Here is a 26,832-nt window from a genome sequence, read left to right on the forward strand (position 1 = left end):
ACAAAGGGGCTTGGGTGCCCGCTTTGCGGCGCTCCTGCGGTGGCGTCTGCCCCTGCGGCCGGGCACGGCATCGGAGCAACTGGAATCGCTTGCGGATCGCGAGCGCGATCAGCTTCCGTTGTGGCTCCCGGTCGGACTGGGGCTCGGGACGGCGGCCTGGTTCGTGCTGCCGGATCGAAGCGGCTGGACCGCCTTTGCGGCGTTAGCGCTCGGCGGTGTGCTCGCGCCGCTGGCGCTCGCGCCGGGGACACGTTGGGGCAGGGCGCTCGCCATCTTCAGTCTGGCGGCGCTGATCGGCTGCGGCAACATCTGGTGGAAGGCCGAGCGTGTCGCCGGCCCGGTCGTTCACCGCGAGAAGGTGGCGACGTTCGAGGCGGTGATCGACACCGTGCAGAACATGCCGGCGGAGGAGATCGTGCGGCTCGTCGTTCGCCCGACGGACAAGTCCATGCCCCACCGTATCCGGGTCAATCTCGACGACAAGAAGGTGTCGAAGGCGCTCGAGCCCGGCGCCCGTGTATCGGTGCGCGCATGGCTGATGCCGCCGCCGCCGCCGGCCGTGCCCGGCGCCTATGATTTTTCCCGCGCCGCCTGGTTTCAAGGCGTCGGTGCGACCGGCCGCGGCCTTGACGTCACCCTCCTAGTGCCGCCCGCCGAGCGCAGCTGGCGCGCCCGCCTCGCCGGCGCGCGCCAGCGCCTTGCCGATCATATCCGGGTGCGATTGCCGGGCGGCGAAGGCGGTATCGCCGCGGCCCTCGCCACCGGCGACCAGGCCGGCATCCCGGAAGCGGATGCGGAGGCGATGCGGCAATCCGGGCTGGCGCACCTCCTCTCTGTGAGCGGCCTTCACCTCACCGCCGTGGTCGGCGCGGTGATGTTGCTGACCCTCAAATTGCTGGCGCTCAGCCCGGCACTGGCCTTGCGCTTCCGGCTGGTCGTGATCGCCGCCGGCGTTGGTGCGGTGGCAGGCATCGCCTACACCCTGTTCACCGGCGCTGAGGTGCCGACGATTCGCTCGTGCGTCGCGGCGATCCTGATTCTGATCGGCATCGCGCTCGGCCGGGAGGCGCTCACCCTGCGCCTCGTCGCGGTCGGAGCGCTGGTGGTTCTGCTGCTGTGGCCGGAGAGCGTGGTCGGCGCCTCCTTTCAACTGAGCTTCGCGGCAATCGTCGCGATCGTCGTCATCCACGATCATCCTCGCGTGCGGGGGCTGCTGGAGCGGCGGGACGAGGCCAGGCCGCTGAAGATCGGACGCGCGATCCTCGGGCTCATTCTCACCGGCCTTGCGGTCGAGATCGCGCTGACTCCGATCGCATTGTTCCACTTCCACCAAGCGGGAGTGTACGGCGCGCTCGCCAACATCGTCGCCATTCCGCTCACCACCTTCGTAGTCATGCCGGTTGAGGGGCTCGCATTGCTCCTTGATCCCGTGGAGCTCGGCGGTCCCTGCTGGTGGATCGCCGGCAAGGCGCTCGGCTTCCTGCTCTGGCTCGCCCATAGCACCGCCGGCGCCCCGGGGGCGGTTGCGATGCTGCCGGGCATGCCGCGCGGCGCTTTCGGACTGGTGGTCGTAGGCGGCCTGTGGCTGTTCCTGTGGCGGACGCGCTGGCGGTTGTTCGGGCTGGCGCCGCTGCTGGCAGGCGCGATCTGGACCCTGGCGACACCGGCGCCGGATCTCCTGATCACCGGCGACGGTGCCCATGTCGCGATCCGGACCCAGGCAGGCCGACTTGCCATTCTTCGCCCGAAAGCCGGGGATTATGTCCGGGACACATTGTCCGAAAATGCCGGGATCAAGGCGGAACCGATCGAGCTCGAATCCCTGCCCAAGGCGCGGTGCAGCGCCGATCTGTGCGCATCGGAGATCGAGGTGGCAGGCACATCCTGGCGGATTCTCGCGACCCGCTCAGCCAACATGGTTGATTTTGGGCCGTTGCGGAAAGCCTGCGCCGTCGCCGACATCGTGATCTCGGACCGGCGACTGCCGGTCACCTGCGTGCCGCGCTGGCTGAAGGCCGATGCGGCCTTCCTGCGCCGCACCGGCGGGCTGGCGATCAAGCTTGGCGCGAAGCCGGAGGTGCTGACGGTCTCCCAGCTACAGGGCGAACATCCGTGGGCGGCGAAGCTGGCACCGCCGCCGCCGCGCAAACCTACTTGGAAGCGGCGCGGCGGCGAAGCTCCTGGAGCGCCTTGGCGCGGCGCGCCTCGTCCTGCTGCTCGCGAGCCCAGGGCGGCGAAACCGTGAACCGCTCCAACTCTGCAGGAATTCGAGATTGCACGACGACCACTCTCCAACGATGACAACTACGTGACGGCTAATGATAGCGGTATCATAGGCAGGTAAACGGGATGTTTCTACCGTAACTTACCGCAATGTGAACAGACGTTCCGCATTCGCATTGCGCGGCCTTTGCGCCGCGGGGGCCTGCCGCCCTGGCTGGCGCTGCGGCAGCTTCCGGATTATGCGAGCGCCGACACCGGGAGGGATCGTGCCCATCAACCTCATCTGCCTCGATGCCGACGACACGCTGTGGCACAACGAGACCTATTTCCGCCGCACCTTCGGTGATTTTGCGGGCTTGCTGGCGCCCTTCGCGCCCGAGCCTGTCGTGCAGCAGCAACTCGAAGCCGTCGAGCACCGCAACCTTTCGCTTTACGGCTACGGGGTCAAAGGCTTTATCCTGTCGATGATGGAGGTTGCCTCCGAGATTGCCGGCGACGATCTACCCGCCGCCACGATGCGAGACATCCTTGCGCTCGGCCGCGACATGCTGGTCCATCCGATTGAGATCCTGCCCGGCGTGGAGGAGGCTCTGCCACGGCTTGCCGAGCGCGGTCGGCTCATCCTGGTTACCAAGGGGGATCTCCACCACCAGGAGGCCAAGCTCGCCGCCTCCGGAATCGGCGATCTGTTCGAAGGGGTGGAGATCGTCAGCGAGAAGAAGGCGGAAACCTATTCCGGGATCTTCGCCCGCTACCGCGTCTTTCCGGATCAGACCGTCATGGCCGGCAATTCGATGCGCTCCGACATCCTCCCGGCGCTGGAGACGGGAGCCTATGCGGCGTTCATTCCGTTCGAGCTGGTGTGGGCGCACGAGGCCGCCGACGCGCCCGAGCATCACCCGCGCTATCGCGCGCTGGAGAGTTTGGCCGACCTGCCGGACTGGCTCGACGAGCTGGGGTGAAGGCGGCGCTCCGGGGAGCGGACATGGGCGCGCGCCAGCGTGGGTGCATGACGCTGATGTCGAAGGCTTGCCTGAGCGAAGGCCGTAGAAGCAATCCGAGGTGAATGGCGGCGCGTGAAGCTTCATCGCCGGTGGCCGCGAGTGCGCTCGCTTCGCGCCCGATATCCTGCTTAAGGCGGCTGCTGGAGCCGCTGCCTCTATCTCTTCTTTGAGTTGGCTCCCCCGCAACCCTCTCCCACCAGGGGGGAGGGCTGAGGACGGGAGGGCGAGCCTCCACGCTTTCCGCCTATGAAAGAGACCCCGGGGGTTGGGCGGCCGGCGTGGATTGCTCAGCCCTCCGAATGCGGCTCCGATTCGACGGCGGCGATCTCGTTGCCGCTGGGTCGAGAAACTGGAAGCGGCGGCCGCCCGGGAAGGTGAAGATAGGACGGGTGAGGGTGCCTCCGGCTTGATCGACGGCGGACAGCGCGGCTTCGAGATCGTCGACTTCGATCACCGGCAGCGGCGCCTTGGTCGCTTCGGCGGGATCCCCCTGCAGACCCACGTCCGTGTCCCCGGTAAGGGTCGCGGCATAAGTCGGGCCGAACGCGGTCATCGTCCAGCCGAACGCGGCTTCGTAGAAGGACTGGGCGGCAGCGACGTCCCGGACGGGGAGTTCGACATAGTTGAGGCGGGACATCGAAGGAGACTCCTGTTCCTAGCCCTCCCCTTGGTGGGAAAGGCGGGGCGTTGGCGTATCTGGTGCCTCCTCGGGGCCCACCCCCACCCAACCCTCCCTCGTCGGGGGCTTCAGGCGGGTGCAAGTCGAAGCCTCTGTTTCGGCTTTACGAACGCAGCCGTCCAAAGGCCTGCGTACTCCGAGGATGCTCCGTCTCAGTAGCGCCGAAGCAGGCCTGCGAGCTTACCCTGGATGCGGACCTGGTCGGGGCGGTAGCGCTGGGGGTCGTAGTTGCGGTTGGCAGGGTCAAGGCGGATCATTGAGCCTTCGCGGCGGAAGGTTTTGAGGGTCGCTTCCTCCTCGTTGATCAGCGCCACGACGATCTCGCCATCGCGGGCGCTGTCCGCCTTCCGGACGAGGGCGTAATCGCCGTCGAGGATGCCTTCCTCGACCATCGAATCCCCCGCCACTTCGAGCGCATAATGTTCGCCGGGCCCGAGCAAGGCGGCGGGAACGGGGAGGGTGCTCTGACCTTCCAGCGCCTCGATCGGCATGCCGGCCGCGATACGGCCGTGGAGCGGCAACTCGATGACGTCGTTGGCCGGCTGCGGGGCGCTGACCGGCGCCTTGGGCGGGCTGGCAGTGCCCACCTTGACGTCTGGCATGCGGACCACTTCGAGCGCGCGCGCTCGGTTCGGCAAGCGGCGAAGGAAGCCACGCTCCTCGAGCGCGGAGATCAGGCGGTGAACGCCGGACTTGGATTTGAGATCGAGCGCGTCCTTCATCTCCTCGAAAGACGGCGACACGCCCGTTTCGGCGAGCTTGTCGTGAATATAGCTCAGAAGCTCATGTTGCTTGCGCGTCAGCATCGCCTGGCCCTCTGGGAACGAATGAGGAACGTGTAGGAAACAGGTGGGGCCCTGTCAACTCGTTTCACGCGCGGGCCGAATCGGGCGTTTGCGCCGGATCCGTTGTCAGGGATTGCGGCTGAGCTGGATGAAGTTGGCGAGCATGCGATAGCCGCCCTCGCTGGCGACGCTTTCCGGATGGAATTGAACGCCGTGGATCGGCAGCGAGCGGTGCCGGAGGCCCTGGACGGTGGCATCGTCGGCGGTGGCGTTGACGATCAGGCAGTCCGGGACGCTCGACGGTTCGGCAACCAGTGAATGATAGCGGGCGGCGGTGAACGGCGACGGCATGCCCTCGAACAGGCCGCCGCCATCATGGCTGACCGGGCAGGTCTTGCCGTGCATCGGCTTTGGTGCGCGCACCACCCGGCCGCCGAACGTCGCGGCGATCGCCTGGTGGCCGAGACAAATGCCGAGCAGCGGCTTGGCGGCTTCTGCGCAGGCGGCGACGAGGGCCATCGAGATGCCGGCTTCTTCCGGCCGGCCGGGTCCCGGCGAGACCAGAATGCCGTCGGCGCCGTAGGCGAAGGCGTCGGCGACGCTGATGTCGTCGGTCCGTTCGACCCGCACCTGCGCACCGAGTGCGCGCAGATAGTGTACAATGTTCCAGGTAAAGCTGTCGTAATTGTCGACCACTAGGATCCGGGCCGCATAGCGGCGCTTCGGCGCGCGGCTCGCCGTCGGCCGGCTCCGCCGCGTGGGCCGCGCCCACGCGGGAGAGCCGGGTGTCACTGGCCGCCGCCGGTCAGCTGCTTCTTGAGCGCCTGGACCGCTTCTTCGTTGCGCTTGACCTTGGTGCGAGCGCGCACCGCCGCGCTCAGCTGATCGACATATTCGTTGCCGACCACTTCGCTGAACTGGTTCTTCACGCTCGCAATCAGCGCGGCTTCCTTGCTCGCGTCGCCGGGCACGATCTTGTCCAAATAGACGACGAACCAGCCCGCCCCGTTCGGAGCCGGGATGAGTTTGGCCTTTCCGCGGGGCAGGCTGAACAGCATCGCGAGCGGCGGCGGCACCTGCTGGCCCTGTCGAGCGATGTCGATCCGCGCCGCGGTGACCGGCTGAACGCCAGGCAGCTTGACCTGCGCCTCGGCAAACGCCTGGGCAGGCGAAGTTCCGGCGTTGATCTTGGAGAGCAAGGCGGTGGCTATCGCCCTGGCGCGATCGTTGGCGCGGCGGGCGATCAGATCGGCCTTCACCCGGTCGCGAATCTGAGCGACGGGCGGAGCCGCGGCGGGCACGACGTTGGTGACGATCATCATTGCGAAGCGCTCATTGGGCGTGATCGCCTCGACGACCGGCTCGGCATTGGCCTCGACCTCGAAGGCGGTGCGCAGTAGCGGTTGCAGCTCCGGAGTCGGCTGCCATTGTGCGGCGCCCGGCGCAGCACCGGACCCAGTCACCGGCGGAGTCTCCTGGACGCTCAGCTTCTCGCGTTGGGCGATCTCCTGGAAATTGGCGCCCTCGCTGATCGCCGTCTCGATGCGGCCGGCGAGATCGCCGAGCGCCGCGACCGACTTCTCCTGCTCGAGCTTGGCGGCAATTTCCGCGCGCACCGCCTCGAACGGGCGGCCGGCGACGGCTTTGACCTGGTCGACGCGGACCACATGCCAGCCGAGCGGCGAACGAAGCGGACCAACGGTTGCGCCCTCGGCAGCGCCGAACACCGCGTTGGCGACGTTCGGCGCGCTGATCCGGGCATAAGCGTCCCTGCTCTGCTCGCCAACGGCGATGTCGCCCGCGCCGAAGCCGGCCTGCAGCGCCGCGGCGTCGAACGCGGTGCCGGCGGCGATCTTCTGGGCGAGGCTGCGCGCAGAGGCTTCATCGGGAAGCACAACCTGCGACAGCGACCGCGTTTCCCTGGCGCCATAGGTCGCCTGGTCGCGCTTATAGGCCGCCTGGATCTCCGCGTCGGTCGGCTTGGTTGCCGCCGCCACCGTCTCGCGGCCGAACAGTGCGTATCGGATCGTGCGGCGCTCCGGGATCGTATAGCGACCGATATTCTGCTGATAGAAGGTTGCGACCTCGGCGTCCGTCGGTTCACGGCCTGGCCCCATCGCCGCGGCGGGAACGGCGCCGACCAGCCCCGAGCGCTTCTCGAGCAGCAAGGACGCATATTGGGCGGCAAAACCCTGGGGCACGAACACCGAGCCTGCGGCGGGCGCCACCAGCTGGCGCTGGATCAGGCGGTTGGCGACGTCGTCGCGATATTTCTGCTCGCTGACCTTCTCCGATTGGAGGAAGCGCTGAAAGGTGGCGTTGTCGAACTGGCCGGCGAGATTGCGGAAACGCGGATCACGCTGGATCTCGCGCTCCACCATCGCCCGGGTCGCCACCAAGCCCATATCCTCGCCGAAGGCGGTGATGGCGGCCATGTCGATCATCTGATCGACGATGATCTCCAGCGAGCCCTGGCGCAGGAAGGCGGTGAGATCCAGATCGGGCTGCTGCTGCCGGAAGCGCGCGAGCTCCTGCTGGGTGACCTGGGTCACGTCCGCCGCCGTAAGCTTCTCTCCGTCGACCGACGCGATCGCGCCCCCGCTTCCCGCGGTGTCGATGCCGCCGAGCCCGCCGCCGCCGGTGCCGAAGCCGGTGATGACGATCGCGAAGATGCCGATGCCGAGGACGAGAAGCATGAGCTTGGCCACTGGACCGCGGCGGAAGAAGGAGAGCATCTTGTTACCTTGGAAGCTGGTTTTGCGGCAGGTCATAGAAGCGGCGGGGGCAGCGGGCAAGCTTGGCAGCCCGCCCTCCGGTTGGTAGGCGAACGGGAACGATCAGAACAGGAAGAGGGGTAGGCCGATGCATGTCCGCCGCAAGCTCGTTGCCGGCAATTGGAAGATGAACGGCAGCCTCCATCAGCTGACGGAGCTGGGCGCGATTGCTGCAGCGGCCCGCGCCGCGTCCGGGGTCGACGTCGCCATTTGTCCGCCTTTCACGCTGATCGCGTCGGCGGTGGCCCGCGGCGGCGGGATTCCGATCGGCGGCCAGGATTGCCATCATCAGTCTTCCGGCGCCTTCACCGGCAACGTCTCGGCGACCATGCTCAAGGAAGCGGGGGCAAAGCTCGTTATCGTCGGCCACAGCGAGCGCCGCGCCGAACAGCAAGAATCGGATGCGATCGTCCGCGCCAAGGCCCAGGCGGCGCTCGCTGCCGGGCTGCAGACGATCGTCTGCATCGGCGAGAGCGAGGAGGAGCGCATGGGTGGACATGCGATCACCCGCTGCTCGGCACAGCTCGCCGGCTCCATTCCCGAGCTTTCCGGCGACGCTGAGCTGGTCGTCGCCTACGAGCCGATCTGGGCGATCGGCACCGGCCGCACCGCCACCTGCGACGACGTCCGAGAAATCCATGGCCTTGTCCGCAAGGTGCTGGTTGATCGCTTCGGCGACGCCGGCGGCCGCATCCGCATTCTCTATGGCGGTTCGGTACGGGGCGACAATGCGGCCGAATTGTTCGCGGTCGACAATGTCGATGGCGCGCTGGTCGGCGGCGCCAGCCTCAATGCCGAGCAGTTCGTTCCGATCATCGAGGCCGCGGCGCAGAGCTGACCGGAACCATCCCAGCGCGGGACCGCCGCGGTTGAACCTTTGTCCGCGATCGACTAGATCGCGGCACAAATCCCACATCTCCGGCGCGCAGCGGCTCCGCCGCGGTGCGCCCGCTTGAAAGACGTTCGATGTTCACCTTCTTCCTGATCGTCCAGACCCTCGTCGCCGCCGCGCTTGTCGCGGTGATCCTGATGCAGCGCTCGGAAGGCGGCGGCCTCGGCATGGGCGGCAGCCCCTCGGGCCTGATGTCGGCCCGCGGGGCCGCCGATTTTCTCACCCGCGCGACCTCGATTCTGGGCGGTCTGTTCGTGATCCTTTCGATCGTGCTCGCCGGCCTTGCCGCGATCGAGCGGGCGCCTATGAGCATCGATCCCGCGACCGTCGCGCCGGGCCCCGGTCCAGTGGCCCCGGTCGGCGCACCCGTGGCGCCGGCCACCGATCCGCTGACGGGCGCCGCGCAGCGTGCGCCGGCGCCGGCTGCGACGCCCGCGCCAGCACCGTCCAATGGCGCGGTTCCGCTCGCCCAATAACGGCCGTTTCCATCGCAACGCGTTGCATCCGGGGGTGCCGATCATCCCCGGATCGTGACTGGGCATGAAAATAATCCGCCCGCTTTCTGATTCGCGGCCTTGCCCTTGCGCGGTCCGCCCCACTATCCGGTAACTCCCATGGCGCGGTTCATTTTCATCACCGGCGGCGTGGTCTCCAGCCTCGGCAAAGGTCTCATGGCGGCATCGCTTGCCGCTCTCCTCCAGGCGCGTGGCTACAAGGTCCGCATTCGCAAGTTCGACCCGTATTTGAACGTCGATCCGGGGACGATGTCGCCGTATCAGCATGGCGAAGTCTATGTGACCGACGATGGCGCCGAGACCGATCTCGATCTCGGACATTACGAGCGCTTCACCGGGGTCGCTGCGCGCCAGTCGGACAATATCACCACTGGGCGCATTTACCGGGACATCATCACCAAGGAACGACGCGGCGATTATCTCGGTGCCACCGTCCAGGTGATCCCGCATGTCACCAACGAGATCAAGGCGTTCGCGCGGGCCGAGGTCGACGATCTCGATTTCCTGATCTGCGAGATCGGCGGAACCGTGGGCGACATCGAGTCGCTTCCCTTCATTGAGGCGATCCGCCAGCTCCGCAACGATCTCGGGCGTACCCAGACGGTCTCGATCCACACCACGCTCATCCCCTATATCGCGGCCGCCGGCGAGCTTAAGACGAAGCCGACCCAGCATTCCGTCCGCGATCTGACCTCGCTCGGCATCCAGCCGGATTTGCTGCTCTGCCGAGTCGATCGGCCCCTGCCGGACAGCGACCGTGCGAAGATCGCCCAATTCTGCAATGTGCGGAAGGAAGCGGTGATCCCGGCGCTCGATGCCAAGAGCATCTATTCGGTGCCGCTCCAATATCATCGTGAAGGGCTCGACGCCGAGGTGCTGCGCGCCTTCGGTATCGAGGACGCGCCGGAACCGGACATCTCGCGCTGGGACGACATCCTCGATCGCCTGTTCAACCCGCAAGGCGAGGTGACGATTGGGGTCGTGGGCAAGTATGTCGGGCTTCCCGACGCCTACAAGTCGCTGACGGAAGCGCTCGTCCACGGCGGCCTTGCCAATCGCGTGAAGGTCAACATCAAGTGGCTCGACGCGGAATTGTTCGAGGAAGCGGACGTGCCGTCCCATCTTGAGCCGATGCACGGCATCCTCGTTCCTGGCGGCTTCGGCGAGCGTGGTTCAGAGGGCAAGATCGCGAGCGTGCAGTTTGCCCGTGAGCGCAAGGTGCCGTTCTTCGGCATCTGCCTCGGCATGCAGATGGCCTGTATTGAAGGCGCGCGGAACACTGCCGGGCTGCGCGGCGCCAGCACCACCGAGTTCGGCGACACCGAGGAGCCGGTGGTCGGCCTGATCACTGAGTGGATGGGCAAGGAGGGGCTCGAGAAGCGCGCCGCCAATGGCGATCTTGGCGGCACCATGCGCCTCGGTGCCTATGAGGCGACGCTGGACGGCAATAGCCACGTCGCCGCCATTTACGGCGGCACCCGGATCAGCGAGCGGCACCGCCACCGCTACGAGGTCAACGCCCACTACAAGGGGGCGCTCGAAGCCGGCGGCCTGATCTTCAGCGGCATGAGCCCGGACGGCACGTTGCCCGAGATCGTCGAGCGGCCGGATCATCCGTGGTTCGTGGGCGTCCAGTTCCATCCGGAATTGAAGTCGAAGCCGTTCGATCCGCATCCGCTGTTCGCGAGCTTCATCGAAGCGGCGGTGAAGCAGAGCCGCCTGGTGTAGGCTGGGCGCACGACGAGAGCTTTCTTGCCGCGGCACCGAAGCCGAATCGGCGGTCACGCCCCGCGCTCTCAGGCGTCGTCTTTCCGCCTTCACGAACCCGCACGAACCTGTAGAATCAAGCAGAGTCGGATCGTCGGGGCAGGGGAGGGAAAGTGAGCAAAGGTGAGATCCGGCGGGACAGGCGAGTTGCCGCTGTTGCCGGCCTTGCCGCCGCGGCGCTCGCAACCGCCGCCTGCGACCGCGCCGATGCGCCCGGCACCGGCAACGAGATATCCCCTGCCGCCGAGCAGAACGAGCTGATCGAGGCCGCTGAGGCGAATGCCGCCGTGCTCGCGCAGGACGAAGAGCTTGCGAACGATGCGGCCGCGGACGAGGCCGCGGATATGGAGATCTTCGGTGGCAATGCCGCGGCCGGCGAGACCGGCAACGCGTCCGAGCCTGTTGCCGCCGGCAACGCACAATAGAAAAGCAGGACGGCGTTCCTTGTTCAGCGTCGCGGTCTGTCGCGCCGCCTCTCGTCAAAGCGGCCGCATGGGGTTATGGAGCGCACCACGCACTGCGCGCGTTACCAACGCGCGCTTCAAGCCTCTCGTTTGCCGCGCTTTTGTTTGAGCGCGCGTTGAGAAACGGGCTTCGATTGTCTACCTAGGGCCGATGCGCTCCTCGGGGATGGAAGGGGCCGCAACAGACAGTTCAGGAACTCTGCCCGATGGCGACGGCCACGCATCTCCTCACCCCCGAAGAAGCCAATGCGCATCCGGCGCCGGAGGCGGTCGTCGTCCGCTTCGCCGGAGACAGCGGCGACGGCATGCAGCTGACCGGAGGCCAGTTCACCCTGTCCACTGCGCTGGCCGGCAACGACCTCGCCACCTTTCCCGATTTCCCGGCCGAGATCCGCGCGCCGCAGGGGACGACCTTCGGCGTCTCCGCCTTTCAGATCAATTTCGGTTCAACCGCAATCGAGACCGCCGGAGACTCGCCCGACGTGCTGGTCGCGATGAACCCCGCGGCGCTCAAGACCAACGTCAACGATCTCAAACCCGGTGGACTGATTATCGCGGACGAGGGCGAGTTCGGCGTCCGCAACCTCGCCAAGGCGGGCTATGAAGGCAATCCGCTGGAAGACGGCTCGCTCGCCAAATGGCAGCTCATCAAGTTCAACATCTCGCAGCTCACCCTCGATGCCGTGAAGCCGTTCGGCCTCGGCAACAAGGAAGCGCTGCGCTGCAAGAACATGTGGACGCTCGGTCTCGCGCTCTGGATGTTCGACCGTGATCGCGGCCCGATCGAGCAATGGCTGCGGACGAAGTTCGCCAAGGCGCCCGAGCTTGTCGAGGCGAATATCGCCGCCTTGAACGCCGGCCATGCTTATGGCGAGACGGCGGAGATCGGCGGCCAGATCCCGCAACACCATATCGAGCCTGCCCCGGCCGAGCCCGGCCTCTATCGCACGGTCAATGGCGCCGAGGCGATTTCGATGGGTCTTGTCGCCGGCGCGCAGCTCGCCGGCCTCAAGATGTTCTTCGGCGGCTATCCGATCACCCCGGCGTCGGCGATCCTCCATCATCTCTCGCGCCTTAAAGAATTCGGAGTCACCACCTTCCAGGCCGAGGACGAGATCGCGGCGATCGGCTCGGCGATCGGTGCCAGCTATGCGGGCAGCCTCGGCGTCACCTCCTCCTCAGGGCCAGGTATCGCGCTCAAGGCCGAGGCGATGGGTCTCGCGATCATGACCGAGCTGCCGCTGGTCATCATCAATTCGCAGCGCGGCGGGCCGTCCACCGGCCTGCCGACGAAGACCGAGCAATCGGATCTCTACCAGGCAGTCTACGGCCGCAACGGCGACGCGCCGATGCCGGTGATCGCCGCCCGCTCGCCCGCCGACGCGTTCGACTGCGCGATCGAGGCGTGCCGGATCGCCGTCCAGTACATGACCCCGGTGATGCTGCTTACCGACGGCTATATCGCCAATGCGGCCGAGCCGTGGAAGGTGCCGGACATGTCCGGCTACCAGCCGTTCAAGGTGGAATTCTACGAAGAGGTCCCGGAAGAGGGCGCCGGCTTCAATCCGTACGCACGCGACGAGAAGCTGAAGCGGCCATGGATCCGTCCGGGCACCTACGGCCTCACCCACCGCATCGGCGGCATCGAGAAGAATGTCGGTACCGGCCATATCGACTACGCGCCGGCCAACCACCAGACGATGACCGACATCCGCCAGAACAAGGTGCTCGGGATCGCCGACGCCATTCCGGAACAGGATGTCTGCCTCGGCGCCGCGGGCGGTACGCTGGCCGTGGTTGGCTGGGGCTCGACATACGGCCCGATCCACCAGGCGGTGCGACGTGCCCGCGCCAAGGGTCTGGACGTCAGCCACATCCACATCCGCCACATCTGGCCGCTGCCCAAGAATCTCGGCGACTTGCTCAAGAGCTTCGACAAGGTGATCGTGCCCGAGATGAACACGGGCCAACTCAAGACGGTGCTGCGCGATCAATATCTGGTCGACGCCCGCCCGGTGAACAAAGTCTCCGGTCAGCCCTTCAAGATCGCTGAGATCGAGGCGGCCATTCAGGAAGCGCTGCAATGAACGAGATGACCAAGCTCACGGCGAAGGATTTCGCCACCGACCAGGAGGTCCGCTGGTGCCCGGGCTGCGGCGATTATGCCGTGCTGAAGGCGGTGCAGCGCACCTTGCCGGAAATCGGCGTGCGCCCGGAGAACACGGTGTTTGTTTCGGGCATCGGCTGCTCGAGCCGCTTTCCCTATTACATGGAAACGTACGGCTTTCATACGATTCACGGCCGCGCGCCGACCTTCGCAACCGGGATCAAGCTCGCCAATCCGGATCTGTCGGTATGGATCATCACCGGGGACGGGGATGCCCTTTCGATCGGCGGCAATCACACGATGCACGTGCTGCGCCGCAATCTCGATTGCCAGATCCTGCTGTTCAACAACGAGATCTATGGCCTGACCAAGGGCCAGTATTCGCCGACCAGCCGCGTCGGCACGCGCTCGCCCTCGACTCCGTTCGGGTCGGTCGATCGACCGGCGAGCCCGTGCGCGTTCGCGCTCGGATCCGGCGCCCGGTTCATCGCCCGCGGTATCGACGTGCACAAGAACCTGCCCGACGTGCTCAAGGCCGCCCATGCGCACAAGGGCGCCGCGTTCGTCGAGATCTACCAGAATTGCATCGTGTACAATGACGACGTGTTCGCGCCGTTCACCGCCAAGGAGAATTCCGGCAACCAGCTGTGGCTGAAGGCCGGCGAGCCGATGCTGTTCTCCGCCGGCACCAAGGGCATCGCGCTCGATCGCGAGGCGCTTGCGCTCAAGGTCGTCGACGTGGTCGACGGCGATTGGCAGGCTGCCGAGGTGCTGGTCCACGATCCGCGCAACCGTTCGGTCGCGCACATGCTGGTCGAGATGCCGTTCGGCGCGTTCCCGACCGCCTTGGGCGTTCTCTATGAGGATCCGGCGCCGACCTTCGAGAGCGCAGTCGTCGAGCAGAATGCGCAGGCTGCGTCCGGTAAGGTGCCGGACCTCCAGGCTCTGGTTTCGAAGGGTCAGAGCTGGGAAGTGACCAAGGAACCGCACCTCATCTGAGGATCTCCCCGAGCAGGGCTCGGGGAGGGTTTGCGCTCAGCCGATCTCCAGCCGGTGTCCGGTCTCGAACCCCGCTTCGAGGAGGGCGAGCATCGCCTCGGCGACCGCCTCGGGCTTTTTCAGTGTCTCCGGGTTCTCGCCGGGAAAGGCGCGGGCGCGCATCGTCGTGGCTGTCGCGCCCGGGTCGACGATCGCAACCCTGATCGGCGCGACATTGCGGACTTCCTCGCCATAGCTTTGAACGAGCGTCTCGAGCGCCGCCTTCGACGCACCATAAGCGCCCCAATAAGCGCGAGGGGTGCGGCCGACGCTGGAAGTCACCGCAAGCAGCCACCCGGCCGCGCTCTTGCGCAGCAGCGGATCGAAGCCGGCGATCATCGCCTGGCTGGCGAGCACGTTCAAGGTCAGGACGCGGTTGAATTCGGCGCCGTCGATCTGCGCCACCGGGGTCAGCGATCCCAGCGTTGCCGCATTCAGCACGAGCAAGTCGAGCGCTTCCCACCGGCCGGCCACCGCGGTTGCGAGCCGCGCTATGCTGTCGCTCTCGGTAAGGTCCATCGGCGCGATCGTCGCGCTGCCGCCGGCGGCATGGATGCGCTCCTCGACCTGTTCGAGCGCCTCTGCGGTGCGCGCAGTGAGGATGACGTGCGCGCCAGCGGCGGCGAGCGCTTCGGCGGTGGCGGCGCCGATGCCGCGGCTGGCCCCGGTGACGAGCGCGAGACGGCCTTCCAGGAACTTAGACACTGGGGAACTCCGTGTTCAGAACTGCCGGAGCCCTAGGGAGTGGCGTGCCTCTTGGCCAGAGGGGTGGCAGAGAGGAGCAGCCCGGGAGTGAGGTGAAGAGTCAGAGGCGGCGCATTGCGCGTTTCCGACTGGAACCACCTCTTCGTCATCCCAGCGAAAGCTGGGATCTCAGGTCGCTACAGACGCCGGCGCCCTTCACCCGACGAGATCCCAGCTTCCGCTGGGATGACGTCCAGGAGCGGACGCCGGGTAGCCCTTGCGCCGGGTCAGGCGTAGCGTTCGGCCAGGAGCGCCAGCTGGTCGGCCGGCTCGGCTTCTTCCTGATCCGTGAGACGGGTCGGATAGGCGCCGGTGAAACAGGCGTCGCAATATTGCGGCTGGGCGTCGTCCCGGGCGTCTTCGCCGACCGCGCGGTAGAGGCCCTCGATCGAGATGAAGGCGAGGCTGTCAGCCTTGATATAGTCGTTCATCTGAGCGACGTTCATCTGCGCCGCGAGCAGTTTCGCCCGCTCCGGCGTGTCGACGCCGTAGAAGCAGCTGTGGCGGGTCGGCGGCGATGCGATGCGCATGTGAACCTCGCGCGCGCCCGCTTCGCGGAGCATCTGAACGATCTTGAGCGAGGTGGTGCCGCGGACGATCGAATCATCGATGAGAACGAGGCGCTTGCCCTGGATCAGTGCCGAATTGGCATTGTGCTTGAGCTTGACGCCGAGGTGGCGGACCTGGTCGCTCGGCTGGATGAAGGTGCGGCCGACATAATGCGAGCGGATGATACCGAGTTCGAACGGGATTCCGCTCTGCTGGGCGTAACCGATCGCCGCCGGCACGCCCGAGTCGGGTACCGGAACGACGAAATCGGCCTCGACCGGATTCTCGATCGCGAGCTCGGCGCCGATCTGCTTGCGCACCGAGTAAACGGACGATCCGTCGACGATACTGTCGGGGCGCGAGAAATAGACATGCTCGAAGATGCACGGGCGCGGGCGGACCGGCGCGAACGGACGGTGCGAGCGGATGCCGCGATCGGAGACGATGATCAGTTCACCCGGCTCCACCGATCGGATGTAGGTTGCGCCGACGACGTCGAGCGCCACAGTCTCGGAGGCGAAGATGTAGGCGTCGCCGAGCCGGCCCATGACGAGCGGGCGGATACCGAGGGGATCTCGGCAGGCGAGCATGCCCTCGCTGGTCAGGCAGATCAGCGAGTAAGCGCCTTCTACCTGCTTCAGCGCATCGATGAAGCGATCGAGCAAAGTCCGGTAGGTCGACGTCGCCACCAAGTGGATGATCGTCTCGGTGTCGGACGTCGATTGGAAGATCGAGCCGCGGCGGTTGAGCTCGCGGCGGAGCTTGGTCGCGTTCGAGAGATTGCCGTTATGCGCGACCGCGAACCCGCCCGACGACAGTTCGGCGAACAGCGGCTGGACGTTGCGGATCGCCGTCTCGCCGGTGGTCGAATAGCGGACATGGCCGATGCCAGCGCGCCCGGCAAGCTTGCGAATGATGTCGTCGCGGTCGAAATTGCCGGCGACATGCCCCATCGCACGATGCGAATGGAATTGGTGTCCATCATAGGTGGTGATGCCCGCCGCTTCCTGACCGCGATGCTGCAGGGCATGAAGCCCGAGCGCGACCAGCGCCGAGGAGCTGTCGGCGCCCCACACACCGAACACGCCGCATTCTTCGCGCAGCTTGTCGTCGTCGAACGGATTGGTCGTCAGCATGTTCATGTTGCCCCGCAATGCTTTTGCCGTGCCGGACCCGCCCCACCGGATACGATCGGAAGTGCCCACCGATGCGCGCCCATATAGGGAGGGAAGGGCGGTTTGTCGCCCCTGGCCGTTTGATTTTGATGTGGATTATGGAACGGACTGTCACTACGCCCGGTTGCCTGAACGGGGGCTGGCTGGCAGGAACCAGGAACGGGGTTCACGCCTTTCACCACGCCGGCGAGTCGCGGGCGGCGCAATCGAGAGTGTCCGGAGAAGAGCATGAAGAAGTCGCTCCTGTTGCTCGTTCTGGTGACCGGCTGCGGAGGTGGTGCGTCGGAGGGCAACGATCAGGCCGGTAACGGCGCCGCACCGGCGGCGCAGACGGAGGCAGGTGCCGCCTCGTCCGCCGCATCGTCGGCGACGGCGCTGACCGGCCTCTACGAGAGCGGCAGCGGTGACCAGAAGAATCAGCTCTGCATGGTCGAAAAAGGAAGCGCCACTCAGTTCGGGCTGATCGTATGGGGCGGGAACATGCACAGCTGCGCCGGCGCCGGCACGGCCGTCCGCACGGATGATCGTCTGACGCTGACGATGACGGGCGATTCCAGTTGCACGATCCAGGCGCGGTTCCAGGACGGCAAGATCACCCTTCCCAGCACCTTGCCGGTGGGCTGTGCATATTATTGCGGCGCTCGCGCGGGCATGGCGAACGTCAGCTTCACCCGCACTGGAACCACTGCGGCCGATGCGGCCAAGGCGAAGGACCTCGCCGGGGACCCGCTCTGCTGAGCTGAGTCTCTCCATCCCGGATCGGGAGGGGCGCGCACTCGCGCACGAATCGCGTTAAGGTGGCCTGTTCTTCACGGGGAGGGGAGCCATGAGCGCACCGGCAAAACGCGATTCGCTTGACGACCAGTTGATCCAACGCGCCGAGGAATCGGCCGTGCGCTGGGACGATCGCCGCAAGATCCGTGAGGCGCGCGGCAAGGCGATGGAGGACGAGAATTATTTGGAGGCCGACAGTCCGGCGCGCCTCGCCTTGCGGGTAAATCACCTGATCCAGGACGTCCGCCGGGCCTCGCGACACCGCCGTCCGATCGCCAACGCCCGTCTGCGGGCCCTGGCGGAGCGCGACACGCCCATCCAGGCGGACGAACTCGACAACGAGCTGATCCATGAAGCCGTGATCGGTGCCCGCGATTTCCTTTCCGTCGAGTTTCTCGAACGCGGACTCGCCGCCGCGCGGAGCGTTGGTCGCATCATTATGAAGACGGGGAGCGGCTATGTCGCCCGCGGCACCGGCTTTCTGGTCGCGCCGGGGCTGCTGATCACCAACGAGCATGTGCTGACGTCCTCTACGCTCGCCGCCGCCTGCGTCGTCGAAATGGATTACGAGCAGAATTGGTTCGGTGCGGAGAAGAGATCGCAGATCTTCGTGCTGGAACCGCCGCGTTTCTTTCTGAACGACAAGGCGCTCGATTTCGCTCTCGTGGCAGTCGCGCCCAAGAGCGATCGCGGCATTCTCGTCGAAAGCTACGGCTGGCTGCCCCTGATCTCCGCGCAGGGCAAGATCGCGCTGACCGGCAAGGATTATATCAACATCATCCAGCATCCCCTCGGCCGCGAGAAGGAAGTGGTGCTGCGCGACAACAAGGTGCTCGACTTACGCACCGGCGACGAGAAAGGGGCCGAGGACCTGGGCGCGTTCCTGCACTACCAGGCGGACACCGAGAAGGGATCGTCGGGATCACCGGTGCTCAACGATCAATGGGAGGTGATCGCGCTCCACCACTCCGGGGTTCCGGCCGAGGACGAGAAGGGCAACTGGCTCGACAAGGACGGACATGTGTTCGACCGCGGCACGCAAAGCCTCGACGATCTCCAGTGGATCGCGAACGAAGGCATCCGAGTCTCCAGCCTGGTCAATTTCATCGAGCGGGCGCCGGTGCAGCCGCATGAGCGCGATCTTCTCGACCGCTTCCTCTCTGCCAGCCCGCCGGCCGTGCTCGGCGGGGTCAGTGAAGCGCAGGAGACGGAGATGGTCCATGCCCGATCAGGTCCGGCGCCCGCCGTCGCTGCGGCAGCCCCGTCCGCCGTCGCGACAGCGCCGTCGGCCGTTACGGCCGCTCCTGCACCGTCACCTGCTACCGGATCGTTCGAGGGTGAGTCCGCGTCGTCGACTCCGCCGCCGGCGGAGATCGGCCTGGGCAGCCGAGACGTCATCGTCGATCTGCCGCTCCGGATCACGGTAAGTCTGGCGCCGGGAGCATCGGGCGCCATCGTCGCCTCAACTGTCGCCGGAACACGCACGGCCGTGGCCGAGGAACTCACGGAGGCGCTGCCGCCCGACCTCGCCGATCGGCGCGGCTTCGATCGGCATTTCCTGGGGATCAAGGTGCCGATGCCGACGATCAAGCGCGTGCCGCGGTTCGGCGGCCTGCTGACGGTGCCGCGACCGGCACGTCCACAGGACCAGCACGAGCTGCGCTATCACCATTTCAGCGTGCTGATGTGCGCGGCGCGGCGGCTTGCCTACGTCTCCGCAGGCAATATCGATTTCGATGCCCCGGCAACCGTCGGAAGGACCGAGGGGGACGCCGGCTGGAAGTTCGATCCCCGTCTCGACGCGGCGCAGCAGCTCGGCGGGACATTCTACGCCAACAATGATTACGACAAGGGCCATCTGACCCGCCGCGAAGATGTCGCCTGGGGCCGCGACAAGGCCCAGGCGATGGCGGCGAACCAGGACAGCTTCACCTATACCAACTCGGCGCCCCAGCATTTCCAGTTCAATCAGTCGATGGCCGGCAAAGGGCTGCGGCTGTGGGGCGAGCTCGAGAACTTCATCACCGAACAGGGGGAGCAGCAGCGCAGCCGCCTTTGCGTGCTGAACGGCCCGGTGTTCGGCGAGGCCGACAAGAGATTGCAGGACGCGCTGGTGCCATTGTCGTTCTTCAAGGTCGTCATTTGGCGCGACGGCGATGCCGCACCCGCCGCAGCGGGCTTTCTCCTCGACCAGAAGAGTCTGATCGCCAATCTGGCCGAAGCGATCGACGCCGGCGCGTTCCGCCTACGCCAGCGCCGCATCTCGGACATCGAGGCCCTGCTCGACATCGACTTCGGCGAAGATGTCCGCGGGTGGGACAGCCTCCTGAGGCTCTCCGCCCAAGAGGCGGTGGAGGATAAGGACGGCATCGAAATCGAGGCGCTGGAGGATCTGAGGATCTGAGGCGAGTTCAGCCTGTCGGTGCTCCGGGCGCCTCGCTTGACGTTGACGTAATCGTAAAGTACGATTTCTGCCATGCCCGACACTGCGCTTCATTCCGACTTCGAGGCTCCGAGCGAGAAGACCTACACGATCACCGATCTGTGCGAGGAATTCGACGTTACGCCGCGGGCGCTTCGTTTCTACGAGGACGAGGGGCTGATCGCCCCGCGCCGTCACGGGCTCTCGCGCATCTATGGCTGGCGTGACCGGGCGCGGCTCGCTTGGATCCTGCGCGGCAAGCGGGTCGGTTTCAGCCTGGCGGAAATCCGCGAGATGATCGATCTTTACGATCTTGGCGATGGCCGCGCCTCGCAACGCCGAGTCACTCTAGAAAAGTGCCGCGGCCGTGTCGACGCGCTGAAGAAGCAGCGGCTCGACATCGATTCGACGATCGCCGAGCTCGAGCGCTTCATCGACATGGTCGAGGCCGCCGACGGCCCGAACCACTAAGCGGGGGAGCCGGCCTCGCCGGCGCCCGCGAGAACCGACGATCCCCGGAGAGGATATCATGCCGACTTACACCGCCCCCGTCCGCGAGACGCGCTACATTTTCGACCACGTGCTCGGCCTGGACCGCTATTCGAACCTGCCGAGCTTCGAAAATGCGACGCCCGACATGGTCGAGGCGATCCTGAGCGAAGGCGGCCGCTTCGCCGCGGAAGTGCTCGCACCGCTCAACCGCAGCGGCGACGAGGAAGGATGCACCCGTCACGAGGACGGATCGGTGACCACCCCCAAGGGCTTCAAGCAAGCCTACGACCAGTTCGTCGAGGGAGGGTGGACGACTCTGTCGGCGCCGGAGGAATTCGGCGGCCAGGGCCTGCCGCAGGTACTTGCGACCGCAATCAGCGAGTATCTGCTTTCGGCCAACCAGGCGTTCGAAATGTATCACGGCCTGACCCAGGGCGCGATCGCCTCGATCCTGGTCAAGGGATCCGACGAACAGAAAGCGACCTATCTTCCGAACATGATCGCCGGACGTTGGACCGGAACGATGAACCTCACCGAGCCGCATTGCGGCACCGATCTCGGCCTGCTGCGCACCAAGGCGGAGCCGCAGGCGGACGGCAGCTACAAAGTCACCGGCACCAAGATCTTCATCTCCTCAGGCGAGCACGATCTGGCCGACAACATCATCCACCTCGTCCTCGCCAAGATTGCTGGTGCTCCCGACACTGTGAAGGGCATTTCCCTGTTCATCGTGCCCAAGTTCCTGGTCAATCCGGATGGGTCGCTCGGGGCGCGCAATGGCGTCGTCTGCGGCTCGATCGAGGAGAAAATGGGCATCCACGGCAACTCGACCTGCGTGATGAACTACGATGAGGCGACCGGCTATCTGGTCGGCGAGCCGGAAAAGGGCCTCGCGGCGATGTTCATCATGATGAACGCAGCGCGTCTCGGTGTCGGTATCCAGGGACTCGCCCAGGGCGAGGTCGCCTACCAGAATGCCGTCGCCTACGCCAAGGATCGTCGCCAGGGGCGCGCCCTGGTGCCTGATCTGCGCGATCCGCACGCCAAGGCCGATCCGATCATTGTCCATCCCGACGTGCGCCGCATGCTGATGGAAGCCAAGGCGTTCAACGAGGGCGGCCGTGCACTCGTCCTGTGGGGCGCGCTTCAGGTCGACATCAGCCGCAAGGCGCAGACCGAGGAGGAGCGCGAGGCGGCGTCGGATCTGCTCGGCCTGCTCACCCCGGTGATCAAGGGCTATCTCACCGACAAGGGGTTCGAAACCGCGGTCAACGCGCAGCAGATCTTCGGCGGACATGGCTATATCCGTGAATGGGGGATGGAACAGTTCGTCCGCGACGCCCGCATCGCCCAGATCTATGAAGGCACCAACGGCATCCAGGCGCTCGACCTGGTCGGCCGCAAGCTCGGCGCCAATGGCGGCCGCGCGATCCAGGCCTTCCTCAATCTGCTCGGCCAGGAGATCGGCAGCGCGAGGAGCGGGGATGGCGATGCCGCGGCGCTCGCCACCGCGCTCGAAAAGGCAGTCGGCGACCTTCAGACCGCAACCATGTGGCTGATGCAGAATGGCATTTCGAATCCGCTCAACGCCGGCGCGGCGGCCTATCCATACATGACGCTGACTGGCCACGTCTGCCTTGGCCTGATGTGGCTGCGCATGGCCCGCGCCAGCGCCGCCGCGATCGCCGCGGGTAGCGAGGATGGGGACTTCCACCGCGCCAAGCTGATCACCGCGCGGTTCTTCGCCGAGCGTGTGCTGCCCGAAACAGGCTCGCTCCGCCGCAAGCTCGAAGCCGGCGCCGGCACTTTGATGGAATTGCCGATCGAAGCGTTCTGAACCGAACGATTAAAGGACGCTGCGCACCCAGGCTGCAAGCTGCTGCAGCGGCATCGCGCCTGCGGTGCGTGCGACTTCGCGGCCCTTGCTGAACAGGATCAGGCTCGGGATCGATCGCACGGCAAATCGGGTGGAGAGGCCTGGCTCGGCTTCGGTGTCGACCTTGCCCAGGCGGAGCTGCGGCTCGAAGTCGCGTGCCGCCGTTTCGAAGATCGGTGCGAACTGGCGGCAGGGGCCGCACCAGGATGCCCAGAAATCCACCAGAAGCGGGAGATCGCTGGTGCGCGCGTGACGATCGAAGTTCGATCCGGTGAGGGTCAGCGGCTTCCCTGCGAACAGCGCTGACCGGCACTTGCCGCACGTGCCTGCTCCAAGTCTGGCTGCAGGCACGCGGTTGGGCGCGGCACAGGCGGGGCAGGCGACGATCAGCGGATCTGGCAAAGTGGCGGCCATGGGATCTGCAGCCGCTACGCTTCTGTCGTCTCCTGCTCAACCGTCATGTTTCGCCTTCGATCAGGCGACTGCATGCCCAGCCGAAGCGCTCGGGATCGCGAAGGCAGGCAAGCCTTCGAACAAGGGACGGGCAATGAGGTAGCCCTGGATGTAGCGAATGCCGATCGCCCGCAACGCCTCGAGTTCCGCCTCGGTCTCGATCCCTTCCGCCACGAGCGTGATGCCGAGCTGACCGCACATCCGCGCGATGCCTTCGACGATGACACGGCGCGGGAGGCTGGTTTCGATGCCGCGGACCAACTCCATGTCGAGCTTGATGATGTTCGGCTGAAAGCGGGCGAGCAGGTTGAGACCGGCGTGGCCCGCGCCGAAATCATCGAGAGCGGTTCCAAAGCCCATCGCCTGGTAGGTCTTGACGATGTTGGCGACATGATCGGGATCCGCCATTTCCTCGTTTTCGGTGAATTCGAAGATCAGCCTGTCGGTCGGGAAGTTCGTCGCCGCCGCGGTTTTCAGCGTCAGCTGGATGCAGGCCTTTGGCGAATAGACGGCATTGGGAAGAAAGTTGATCGACAGCCGCGCGCCCGAGTCGAGGATACCTGCGCGTGCGGCCACTTCTATCGCCTTGACCCGGCATCGCTGATCGAACGCGTAGCGATTTTCCGGCGTCACCCGCCGCAGGATTTCGCCTGCGCCTTCACCGCTGAGCCCGCGTACGAGCGCTTCGTAGGCGAAAGGCAGGCCGGTCTCGATATCGACGATCGGCTGCAACGCCATCGAGAAATCGAAATCGAGGGCTGCGCCGTCCCGGCAGCCGGCGCATGGGGTGGCAAGAGACAAGGCGCGAAATCCTCAAGCGAGTTAGGCGTCCGTCTTCACATGAACGTTGTTAACATTGCGTTTGTAAGCTCGACCAGATCTCGATCATGCAGCTCGCTTCAGCTTGCGGCGGTCTGCCAGGATCGCATGGGCAGCATTGTGGCCTGGAGCGCCCGTCACGCCGCCGCCGGGATGCGCGCCGGAGCCGCAGAGATAAAGGCCAGCGAGCGGCATGCGGTAATCGGCGTGGCCGAGCATCGGGCGCGCCGAGAACAGCTGGTCGAGACCCATCTTGCCGTGGAAGATGTCGCCGCCGACGAGATTGAACCGCTGCTCGAGATGCCAGGGCGACAGTGCAAGGCGGCCCACGACGGACGCCTTGAAGCCCGGTGCGTAACGGTCGACATGGGTGATGATATGGTCGGCGGCCTCGTCGACCCGGCTCTCCCACCCGCCTTCGACTTGATAGGGAAAATGCTGGCAGAACAGGCTCGCAACATGGGCACCCTCGGGTGCCAGGCTGTCGTCGAGGGTCGATGGGATCAGCATTTCGACGATCGGCTCGCGGGCCCAGCCCTCGCTGCGTGCGCTGGTATAGGCACGGTCCATATAGGTGAGCGACGGCGCGATGATGATCCCGGCGGTGAGGTGATCGCCGGCTTCTGGACGGCTGGTGAAGCGCGGCAGCTCCGACAGGGCGACGTTCATCCGGAAGGTGGCCGATTCGGCGCCCCAACCCGCCATACGCCGGCTGATCTCCGGCGCCACTGCCCCATCGGGAAGCAGGCTGCCGAACAGGAGCTTCGGGTTGACGTTGGCAACCACGGCGCGGGCCCGCCAGGCCTTGCCGCCCGCGACGACCCCGGCGGCGCGGCCGCGTTCGACGATGATCTCGTCGACCGCCGTATCGAGGACGATCTCGACGCCTTTTTCGCGGCACGCCTTAGCCATCGCCTGGGTGATCGCGCCCATCCCGCCGATCGCGTGACCCCAGGCGCCCGCGACTCCCGCCGCCTCGCCGAAGAGATGGTGGAGGAGCACATAGGCGGAGCCTGGCGCGTAGGGACTCGCATAATTGCCGACGACCGCGTCGAAGCCGAACAGCGCCTTGACGATGTCGGTGCTGAAATAGCGTTCGAGGATCTCGGCGGCGGACTTGGTGAAGAAATCGAGCAGGGTGCGCTGCTCCTCCATGTTCATGTGCCGGACGCCATTGCCGAGCTTCAGCAGCGACAAGATGTCGGCGAGGCCGCCGCCGGCATTGGGCGGTGCTCTCAGAAGCCACGCACGCAGCAGGGCAACGACCGATTCGAGCGACGCGACATAGGCGTCATAGCCTGAGGCATCGGCCGGCGAGTGCCGCGCGATCTCGGCGCGGGTGAGGCCGTCTCGTCCGGATAGCAGGTAATCCGAGCCGAGGGTCGGCAGGAAATTGTCCATCCTGCGCAGCACGACCTGAAGGCCGTGCCGATATAGTCCCATGTCCTCGATGACCTTGGGGTTGAGCAGGCTGACCGTGTAGCTTGCGGTGGAATTGCGGAAGCCGGGCGCGAACTCCTCGGTAACGGCCGCACCCCCGACGACCCGACGCCGCTCCAACATCGTAACCTTCATCCCGGCGGCGGCAAGATAATATGCACAGGCGAGGCCATTGTGGCCCGCGCCGATGATGAGGATGTCCGATGTAGCGTTGGTCATGACGGTCCTATAACGGCCACGCGGCGGATCGGCGAGGCGATCTTGCCCGGAGGTCTTCAGTCGCTCGGGTTGCGCTTGTCGAGGCCGCCGCGAGTTCACATATAAAGATATCTTTATATTTGCATCTTCGCCCGCATCCGGGTAGAGCGCCGGCCATTCGCCGCCCGGCTTTTGGCGGCATTTTCATATCAGGAGACCGTCCGTGGCGACCCAGCCCCAGACCAGCTTTGACGATTATGTGATCCGTGACATCGCGCTGGCCGATTTCGGCCGCAAGGAGATCGAGATCGCCGAGACCGAAATGCCGGGCCTGATGGCGCTGCGTTCCGAATATGGCGCCGCGCAGCCGCTCAAGGGCGCCCGCATCACCGGTTCGCTCCACATGACGATCCAGACCGCGGTGCTGATCGAGACGCTGACCGCGCTCGGCGCCGACGTTCGCTGGGCGTCGTGCAACATCTTCTCGACCCAGGACCATGCCGCCGCCGCGATCGCAGCGTCGGGCGTGCCGGTATTCGCCGTCAAGGGCGAGACGCTCGAGGAATATTGGGATTATGTCGTCCGTATCTTCGACTGGGGACAGGACCAGACCTGCAACCTGATCCTCGACGACGGCGGCGACGCCACCATGTTCGCGCTCTGGGGCGCGCGCGTCGAGGCGGGTGAAGAGCTGTTCGCTCCGACCAACGAGGAAGAGGAAATCTTCGTCGCGACGCTGAAGCGCTTCCTCGCCGAGCGTCCGGGCTACCTCACCAAGACCGTCGAAGCGATCAAGGGTGTCTCGGAAGAGACCACCACCGGCGTCCACCGCCTCTACGAGCTCGCCAAGAAGGGCAAGCTTCCGTTCCCGGCGATCAACGTCAACGACTCGGTGACCAAGTCGAAGTTCGACAATCTCTACGGCTGCAAGGAATCGCTGGTCGACGCGATCCGCCGCGCCACCGATGTGATGCTCGCCGGCAAGGTCGCCTGCGTGGCCGGCTTCGGCGATGTCGGCAAGGGCTCGGCCGCCTCGCTCCGCAACGGCGGCGCCCGCGTGATCGTCACCGAAGTCGATCCGATCTGCGCTCTGCAGGCGGCGATGGAAGGCTATGAAGTCGTCACCATGGAAGAAGCGGCCAAGCGCGCCGACATCTTCGTCACCGCGACCGGCAATGCCGACGTGATCACCGTCGATCACATGCGCGACATGAAGAACATGGCGATCGTCTGCAACATCGGCCACTTCGACAGCGAGATCCAGATCGCGGCGCTCGCAAATTACAAGTGGACCGAGATCAAGCCGCAGGTCGACGAGGTCGAATTCTCCGACGGCAAGAAGATCATCGTGCTCGCCAAGGGCCGCCTGGTCAATCTCGGCTGCGCGACCGGCCACCCGAGCTTCGTCATGTCGTCGTCCTTCACCAACCAGGTGCTGGCGCAGATCGAGCTCTGGACCAAGAGCGAGACCTACGGGAACGACGTCTACGTCCTGCCCAAGCATCTCGACGAGAAGGTCGCGGCGCTCCACCTCGACAAGCTTGGCGTCAAGCTCTCGAAGCTCACCGACAAGCAGGCCGCCTATATCGGCGTGCCGGTCGAAGGTCCGTTCAAGCCGGAGCATTACCGCTACTAAGCGGCG

The 26,832-nt window shown here is 65.8% G+C and carries 22 protein-coding genes; 13 read left to right on the forward strand and 9 right to left on the reverse strand.

Features of this window, described 5'->3' with window-relative positions:
* Positions 1–10: 10 nt before the first annotated feature.
* Positions 11–2,245, forward strand: a complete 2,235-nt coding sequence (locus tag C7I55_RS14635; RefSeq protein ID WP_233222217.1) for a ComEC/Rec2 family competence protein — start codon at positions 11–13, stop codon at positions 2,243–2,245.
* A gap of 244 nt (positions 2,246–2,489) precedes the next feature.
* Positions 2,490–3,185 (forward strand): HAD family hydrolase, encoded by a 696-nt coding sequence (locus C7I55_RS14640; protein ID WP_106513699.1) that lies wholly within the window; start codon positions 2,490–2,492, stop codon positions 3,183–3,185.
* Between the two features lie 286 nt (positions 3,186–3,471).
* Here C7I55_RS14640 and C7I55_RS14645 read toward each other — a convergent pair whose 3' ends face one another.
* The 4 genes from C7I55_RS14645 to C7I55_RS14660 all read right to left on the reverse strand — a co-directional run bounded on the left by C7I55_RS14645 (position 3,472) and on the right by C7I55_RS14660 (position 7,462).
* A complete protein-coding gene (locus tag C7I55_RS14645; RefSeq protein ID WP_106513700.1) occupies positions 3,472–3,864 on the reverse strand; it encodes a VOC family protein in 393 nt (130 codons plus the stop codon).
* A 194-nt stretch (positions 3,865–4,058) separates the two neighbouring features.
* Positions 4,059–4,712: a transcriptional repressor LexA gene (gene lexA / locus C7I55_RS14650; RefSeq protein ID WP_106513701.1), complete on the reverse strand. Its 654-nt coding sequence runs from the start codon at positions 4,710–4,712 to the stop codon at positions 4,059–4,061.
* 105 nt (positions 4,713–4,817) lie between these two features.
* Positions 4,818–5,393, reverse strand: coding sequence for an anthranilate synthase component II (locus tag C7I55_RS14655; protein WP_106513908.1), 576 nt, complete (start codon positions 5,391–5,393; stop codon positions 4,818–4,820).
* Between the two features lie 86 nt (positions 5,394–5,479).
* Positions 5,480–7,462: a peptidyl-prolyl cis-trans isomerase gene (locus tag C7I55_RS14660; protein WP_106513702.1), complete on the reverse strand. Its 1,983-nt coding sequence runs from the start codon at positions 7,460–7,462 to the stop codon at positions 5,480–5,482.
* A gap of 91 nt (positions 7,463–7,553) precedes the next feature.
* Here C7I55_RS14660 and tpiA point away from each other — a divergent pair, with 91 nt between their 5' ends.
* The 6 genes from tpiA (at position 7,554) to C7I55_RS14690 (ending at position 14,209) form a co-directional block, all read left to right on the forward strand.
* Positions 7,554–8,303 carry a triose-phosphate isomerase gene (gene tpiA, locus C7I55_RS14665; protein ID WP_106513703.1) on the forward strand — a complete coding sequence of 250 codons (750 nt, stop codon included), beginning with the start codon at positions 7,554–7,556 and terminating at the stop codon, positions 8,301–8,303.
* A 128-nt stretch (positions 8,304–8,431) separates the two neighbouring features.
* Positions 8,432–8,833: a preprotein translocase subunit SecG gene (gene secG, locus C7I55_RS14670; RefSeq protein WP_106513704.1), complete on the forward strand. Its 402-nt coding sequence runs from the start codon at positions 8,432–8,434 to the stop codon at positions 8,831–8,833.
* A 138-nt stretch (positions 8,834–8,971) separates the two neighbouring features.
* Complete coding sequence (locus C7I55_RS14675; protein ID WP_106513705.1) at positions 8,972–10,600, forward strand: CTP synthase; 1,629 nt, start codon at positions 8,972–8,974, stop codon at positions 10,598–10,600.
* 152 nt (positions 10,601–10,752) lie between these two features.
* The gene (locus C7I55_RS14680; protein ID WP_106513706.1) at positions 10,753–11,064 is read left to right on the forward strand and encodes a hypothetical protein; all 312 of its coding nucleotides are present in this window, start codon (positions 10,753–10,755) and stop codon (positions 11,062–11,064) included.
* A 245-nt stretch (positions 11,065–11,309) separates the two neighbouring features.
* Entirely contained in the window at positions 11,310–13,190 is a 1,881-nt protein-coding gene (locus C7I55_RS14685; protein WP_106513707.1) for a 2-oxoacid:acceptor oxidoreductase subunit alpha, read from the forward strand.
* Complete coding sequence (locus C7I55_RS14690) at positions 13,187–14,209, forward strand: 2-oxoacid:ferredoxin oxidoreductase subunit beta (RefSeq protein ID WP_106513708.1); 1,023 nt, start codon at positions 13,187–13,189, stop codon at positions 14,207–14,209. The genes C7I55_RS14685 and C7I55_RS14690 overlap by 4 nt, the downstream gene beginning before the upstream one ends.
* A 36-nt stretch (positions 14,210–14,245) precedes the next feature.
* On the opposite strand, the gene C7I55_RS14695 is transcribed toward C7I55_RS14690, so the two are convergent.
* Positions 14,246–14,953, reverse strand: coding sequence for an SDR family NAD(P)-dependent oxidoreductase (locus C7I55_RS14695; protein WP_106513709.1), 708 nt, complete (start codon positions 14,951–14,953; stop codon positions 14,246–14,248).
* Positions 14,954–15,219: 266 nt separating this feature from the next.
* Positions 15,220–16,677: an amidophosphoribosyltransferase gene (purF, locus tag C7I55_RS14700; protein ID WP_106513909.1), complete on the reverse strand. Its 1,458-nt coding sequence runs from the start codon at positions 16,675–16,677 to the stop codon at positions 15,220–15,222.
* 267 nt (positions 16,678–16,944) lie between these two features.
* On the opposite strand from purF, the gene C7I55_RS14705 reads away from it, so the two are divergent.
* The 4 genes from C7I55_RS14705 to C7I55_RS14720 all read left to right on the forward strand — a co-directional run bounded on the left by C7I55_RS14705 (position 16,945) and on the right by C7I55_RS14720 (position 22,241).
* A complete protein-coding gene (locus tag C7I55_RS14705; protein WP_106513710.1) occupies positions 16,945–17,454 on the forward strand; it encodes a hypothetical protein in 510 nt (169 codons plus the stop codon).
* Positions 17,455–17,542: 88 nt separating this feature from the next.
* On the forward strand, positions 17,543–19,894 hold the full coding sequence (locus C7I55_RS14710; protein ID WP_106513711.1) for a DNA/RNA non-specific endonuclease: 2,352 nt from the start codon (positions 17,543–17,545) through the stop codon (positions 19,892–19,894).
* Between the two features lie 72 nt (positions 19,895–19,966).
* On the forward strand, positions 19,967–20,383 hold the full coding sequence (locus C7I55_RS14715) for a MerR family transcriptional regulator (RefSeq protein WP_106513712.1): 417 nt from the start codon (positions 19,967–19,969) through the stop codon (positions 20,381–20,383).
* Positions 20,384–20,441: 58 nt separating this feature from the next.
* Complete coding sequence (locus tag C7I55_RS14720; RefSeq protein ID WP_106513713.1) at positions 20,442–22,241, forward strand: acyl-CoA dehydrogenase C-terminal domain-containing protein; 1,800 nt, start codon at positions 20,442–20,444, stop codon at positions 22,239–22,241.
* A gap of 9 nt (positions 22,242–22,250) precedes the next feature.
* Here the strand turns inward: C7I55_RS14720 and trxC are convergent, their stop codons facing one another.
* From trxC to C7I55_RS14735, 3 genes are all read right to left on the reverse strand, one after another.
* Entirely contained in the window at positions 22,251–22,694 is a 444-nt protein-coding gene (gene trxC, locus C7I55_RS14725; protein ID WP_106513714.1) for a thioredoxin TrxC, read from the reverse strand.
* A gap of 60 nt (positions 22,695–22,754) precedes the next feature.
* Positions 22,755–23,471 carry an EAL domain-containing protein gene (locus C7I55_RS14730; RefSeq protein ID WP_106513910.1) on the reverse strand — a complete coding sequence of 239 codons (717 nt, stop codon included), beginning with the start codon at positions 23,469–23,471 and terminating at the stop codon, positions 22,755–22,757.
* A gap of 147 nt (positions 23,472–23,618) precedes the next feature.
* Entirely contained in the window at positions 23,619–25,211 is a 1,593-nt protein-coding gene (locus tag C7I55_RS14735) for a phytoene desaturase family protein (protein ID WP_106513715.1), read from the reverse strand.
* Positions 25,212–25,413: 202 nt separating this feature from the next.
* Between C7I55_RS14735 and ahcY the strand changes: the two genes are divergently transcribed.
* Positions 25,414–26,826, forward strand: coding sequence for an adenosylhomocysteinase (ahcY, locus tag C7I55_RS14740; RefSeq protein WP_106513716.1), 1,413 nt, complete (start codon positions 25,414–25,416; stop codon positions 26,824–26,826).
* Positions 26,827–26,832: the final 6 nt, after the last annotated feature.

Source organism: Allosphingosinicella deserti, from assembly GCF_003012735.1.
GTDB classification, from domain to species: Bacteria; Pseudomonadota; Alphaproteobacteria; order Sphingomonadales; family Sphingomonadaceae; genus Allosphingosinicella; species Allosphingosinicella deserti.

Coding starts and splice junctions, on each gene's coding strand:
- C7I55_RS14690 (WP_106513708.1), top strand. CDS start 13,187: ATGAACGAGATGACCAAGCTCACGGCGAAGGATTTCGCCACCGACCAG.
- purF (WP_106513909.1), bottom strand. CDS start 16,677: ATGCTGACGACCAATCCGTTCGACGACGACAAGCTGCGCGAAGAATGC.
- C7I55_RS14730 (WP_106513910.1), bottom strand. CDS start 23,471: ATGGCGTTGCAGCCGATCGTCGATATCGAGACCGGCCTGCCTTTCGCC.
- C7I55_RS14660 (WP_106513702.1), bottom strand. CDS start 7,462: ATGACCTGCCGCAAAACCAGCTTCCAAGGTAACAAGATGCTCTCCTTC.
- C7I55_RS14685 (WP_106513707.1), top strand. CDS start 11,310: ATGGCGACGGCCACGCATCTCCTCACCCCCGAAGAAGCCAATGCGCAT.
- C7I55_RS14705 (WP_106513710.1), top strand. CDS start 16,945: ATGAAGAAGTCGCTCCTGTTGCTCGTTCTGGTGACCGGCTGCGGAGGT.
- C7I55_RS14715 (WP_106513712.1), top strand. CDS start 19,967: ATGCCCGACACTGCGCTTCATTCCGACTTCGAGGCTCCGAGCGAGAAG.
- C7I55_RS14645 (WP_106513700.1), bottom strand. CDS start 3,864: ATGTCCCGCCTCAACTATGTCGAACTCCCCGTCCGGGACGTCGCTGCC.
- secG (WP_106513704.1), top strand. CDS start 8,432: ATGTTCACCTTCTTCCTGATCGTCCAGACCCTCGTCGCCGCCGCGCTT.
- trxC (WP_106513714.1), bottom strand. CDS start 22,694: ATGGCCGCCACTTTGCCAGATCCGCTGATCGTCGCCTGCCCCGCCTGT.
- C7I55_RS14735 (WP_106513715.1), bottom strand. CDS start 25,211: ATGACCAACGCTACATCGGACATCCTCATCATCGGCGCGGGCCACAAT.
- C7I55_RS14710 (WP_106513711.1), top strand. CDS start 17,543: ATGAGCGCACCGGCAAAACGCGATTCGCTTGACGACCAGTTGATCCAA.
- lexA (WP_106513701.1), bottom strand. CDS start 4,712: ATGCTGACGCGCAAGCAACATGAGCTTCTGAGCTATATTCACGACAAG.
- C7I55_RS14720 (WP_106513713.1), top strand. CDS start 20,442: ATGCCGACTTACACCGCCCCCGTCCGCGAGACGCGCTACATTTTCGAC.
- tpiA (WP_106513703.1), top strand. CDS start 7,554: ATGCATGTCCGCCGCAAGCTCGTTGCCGGCAATTGGAAGATGAACGGC.
- C7I55_RS14675 (WP_106513705.1), top strand. CDS start 8,972: ATGGCGCGGTTCATTTTCATCACCGGCGGCGTGGTCTCCAGCCTCGGC.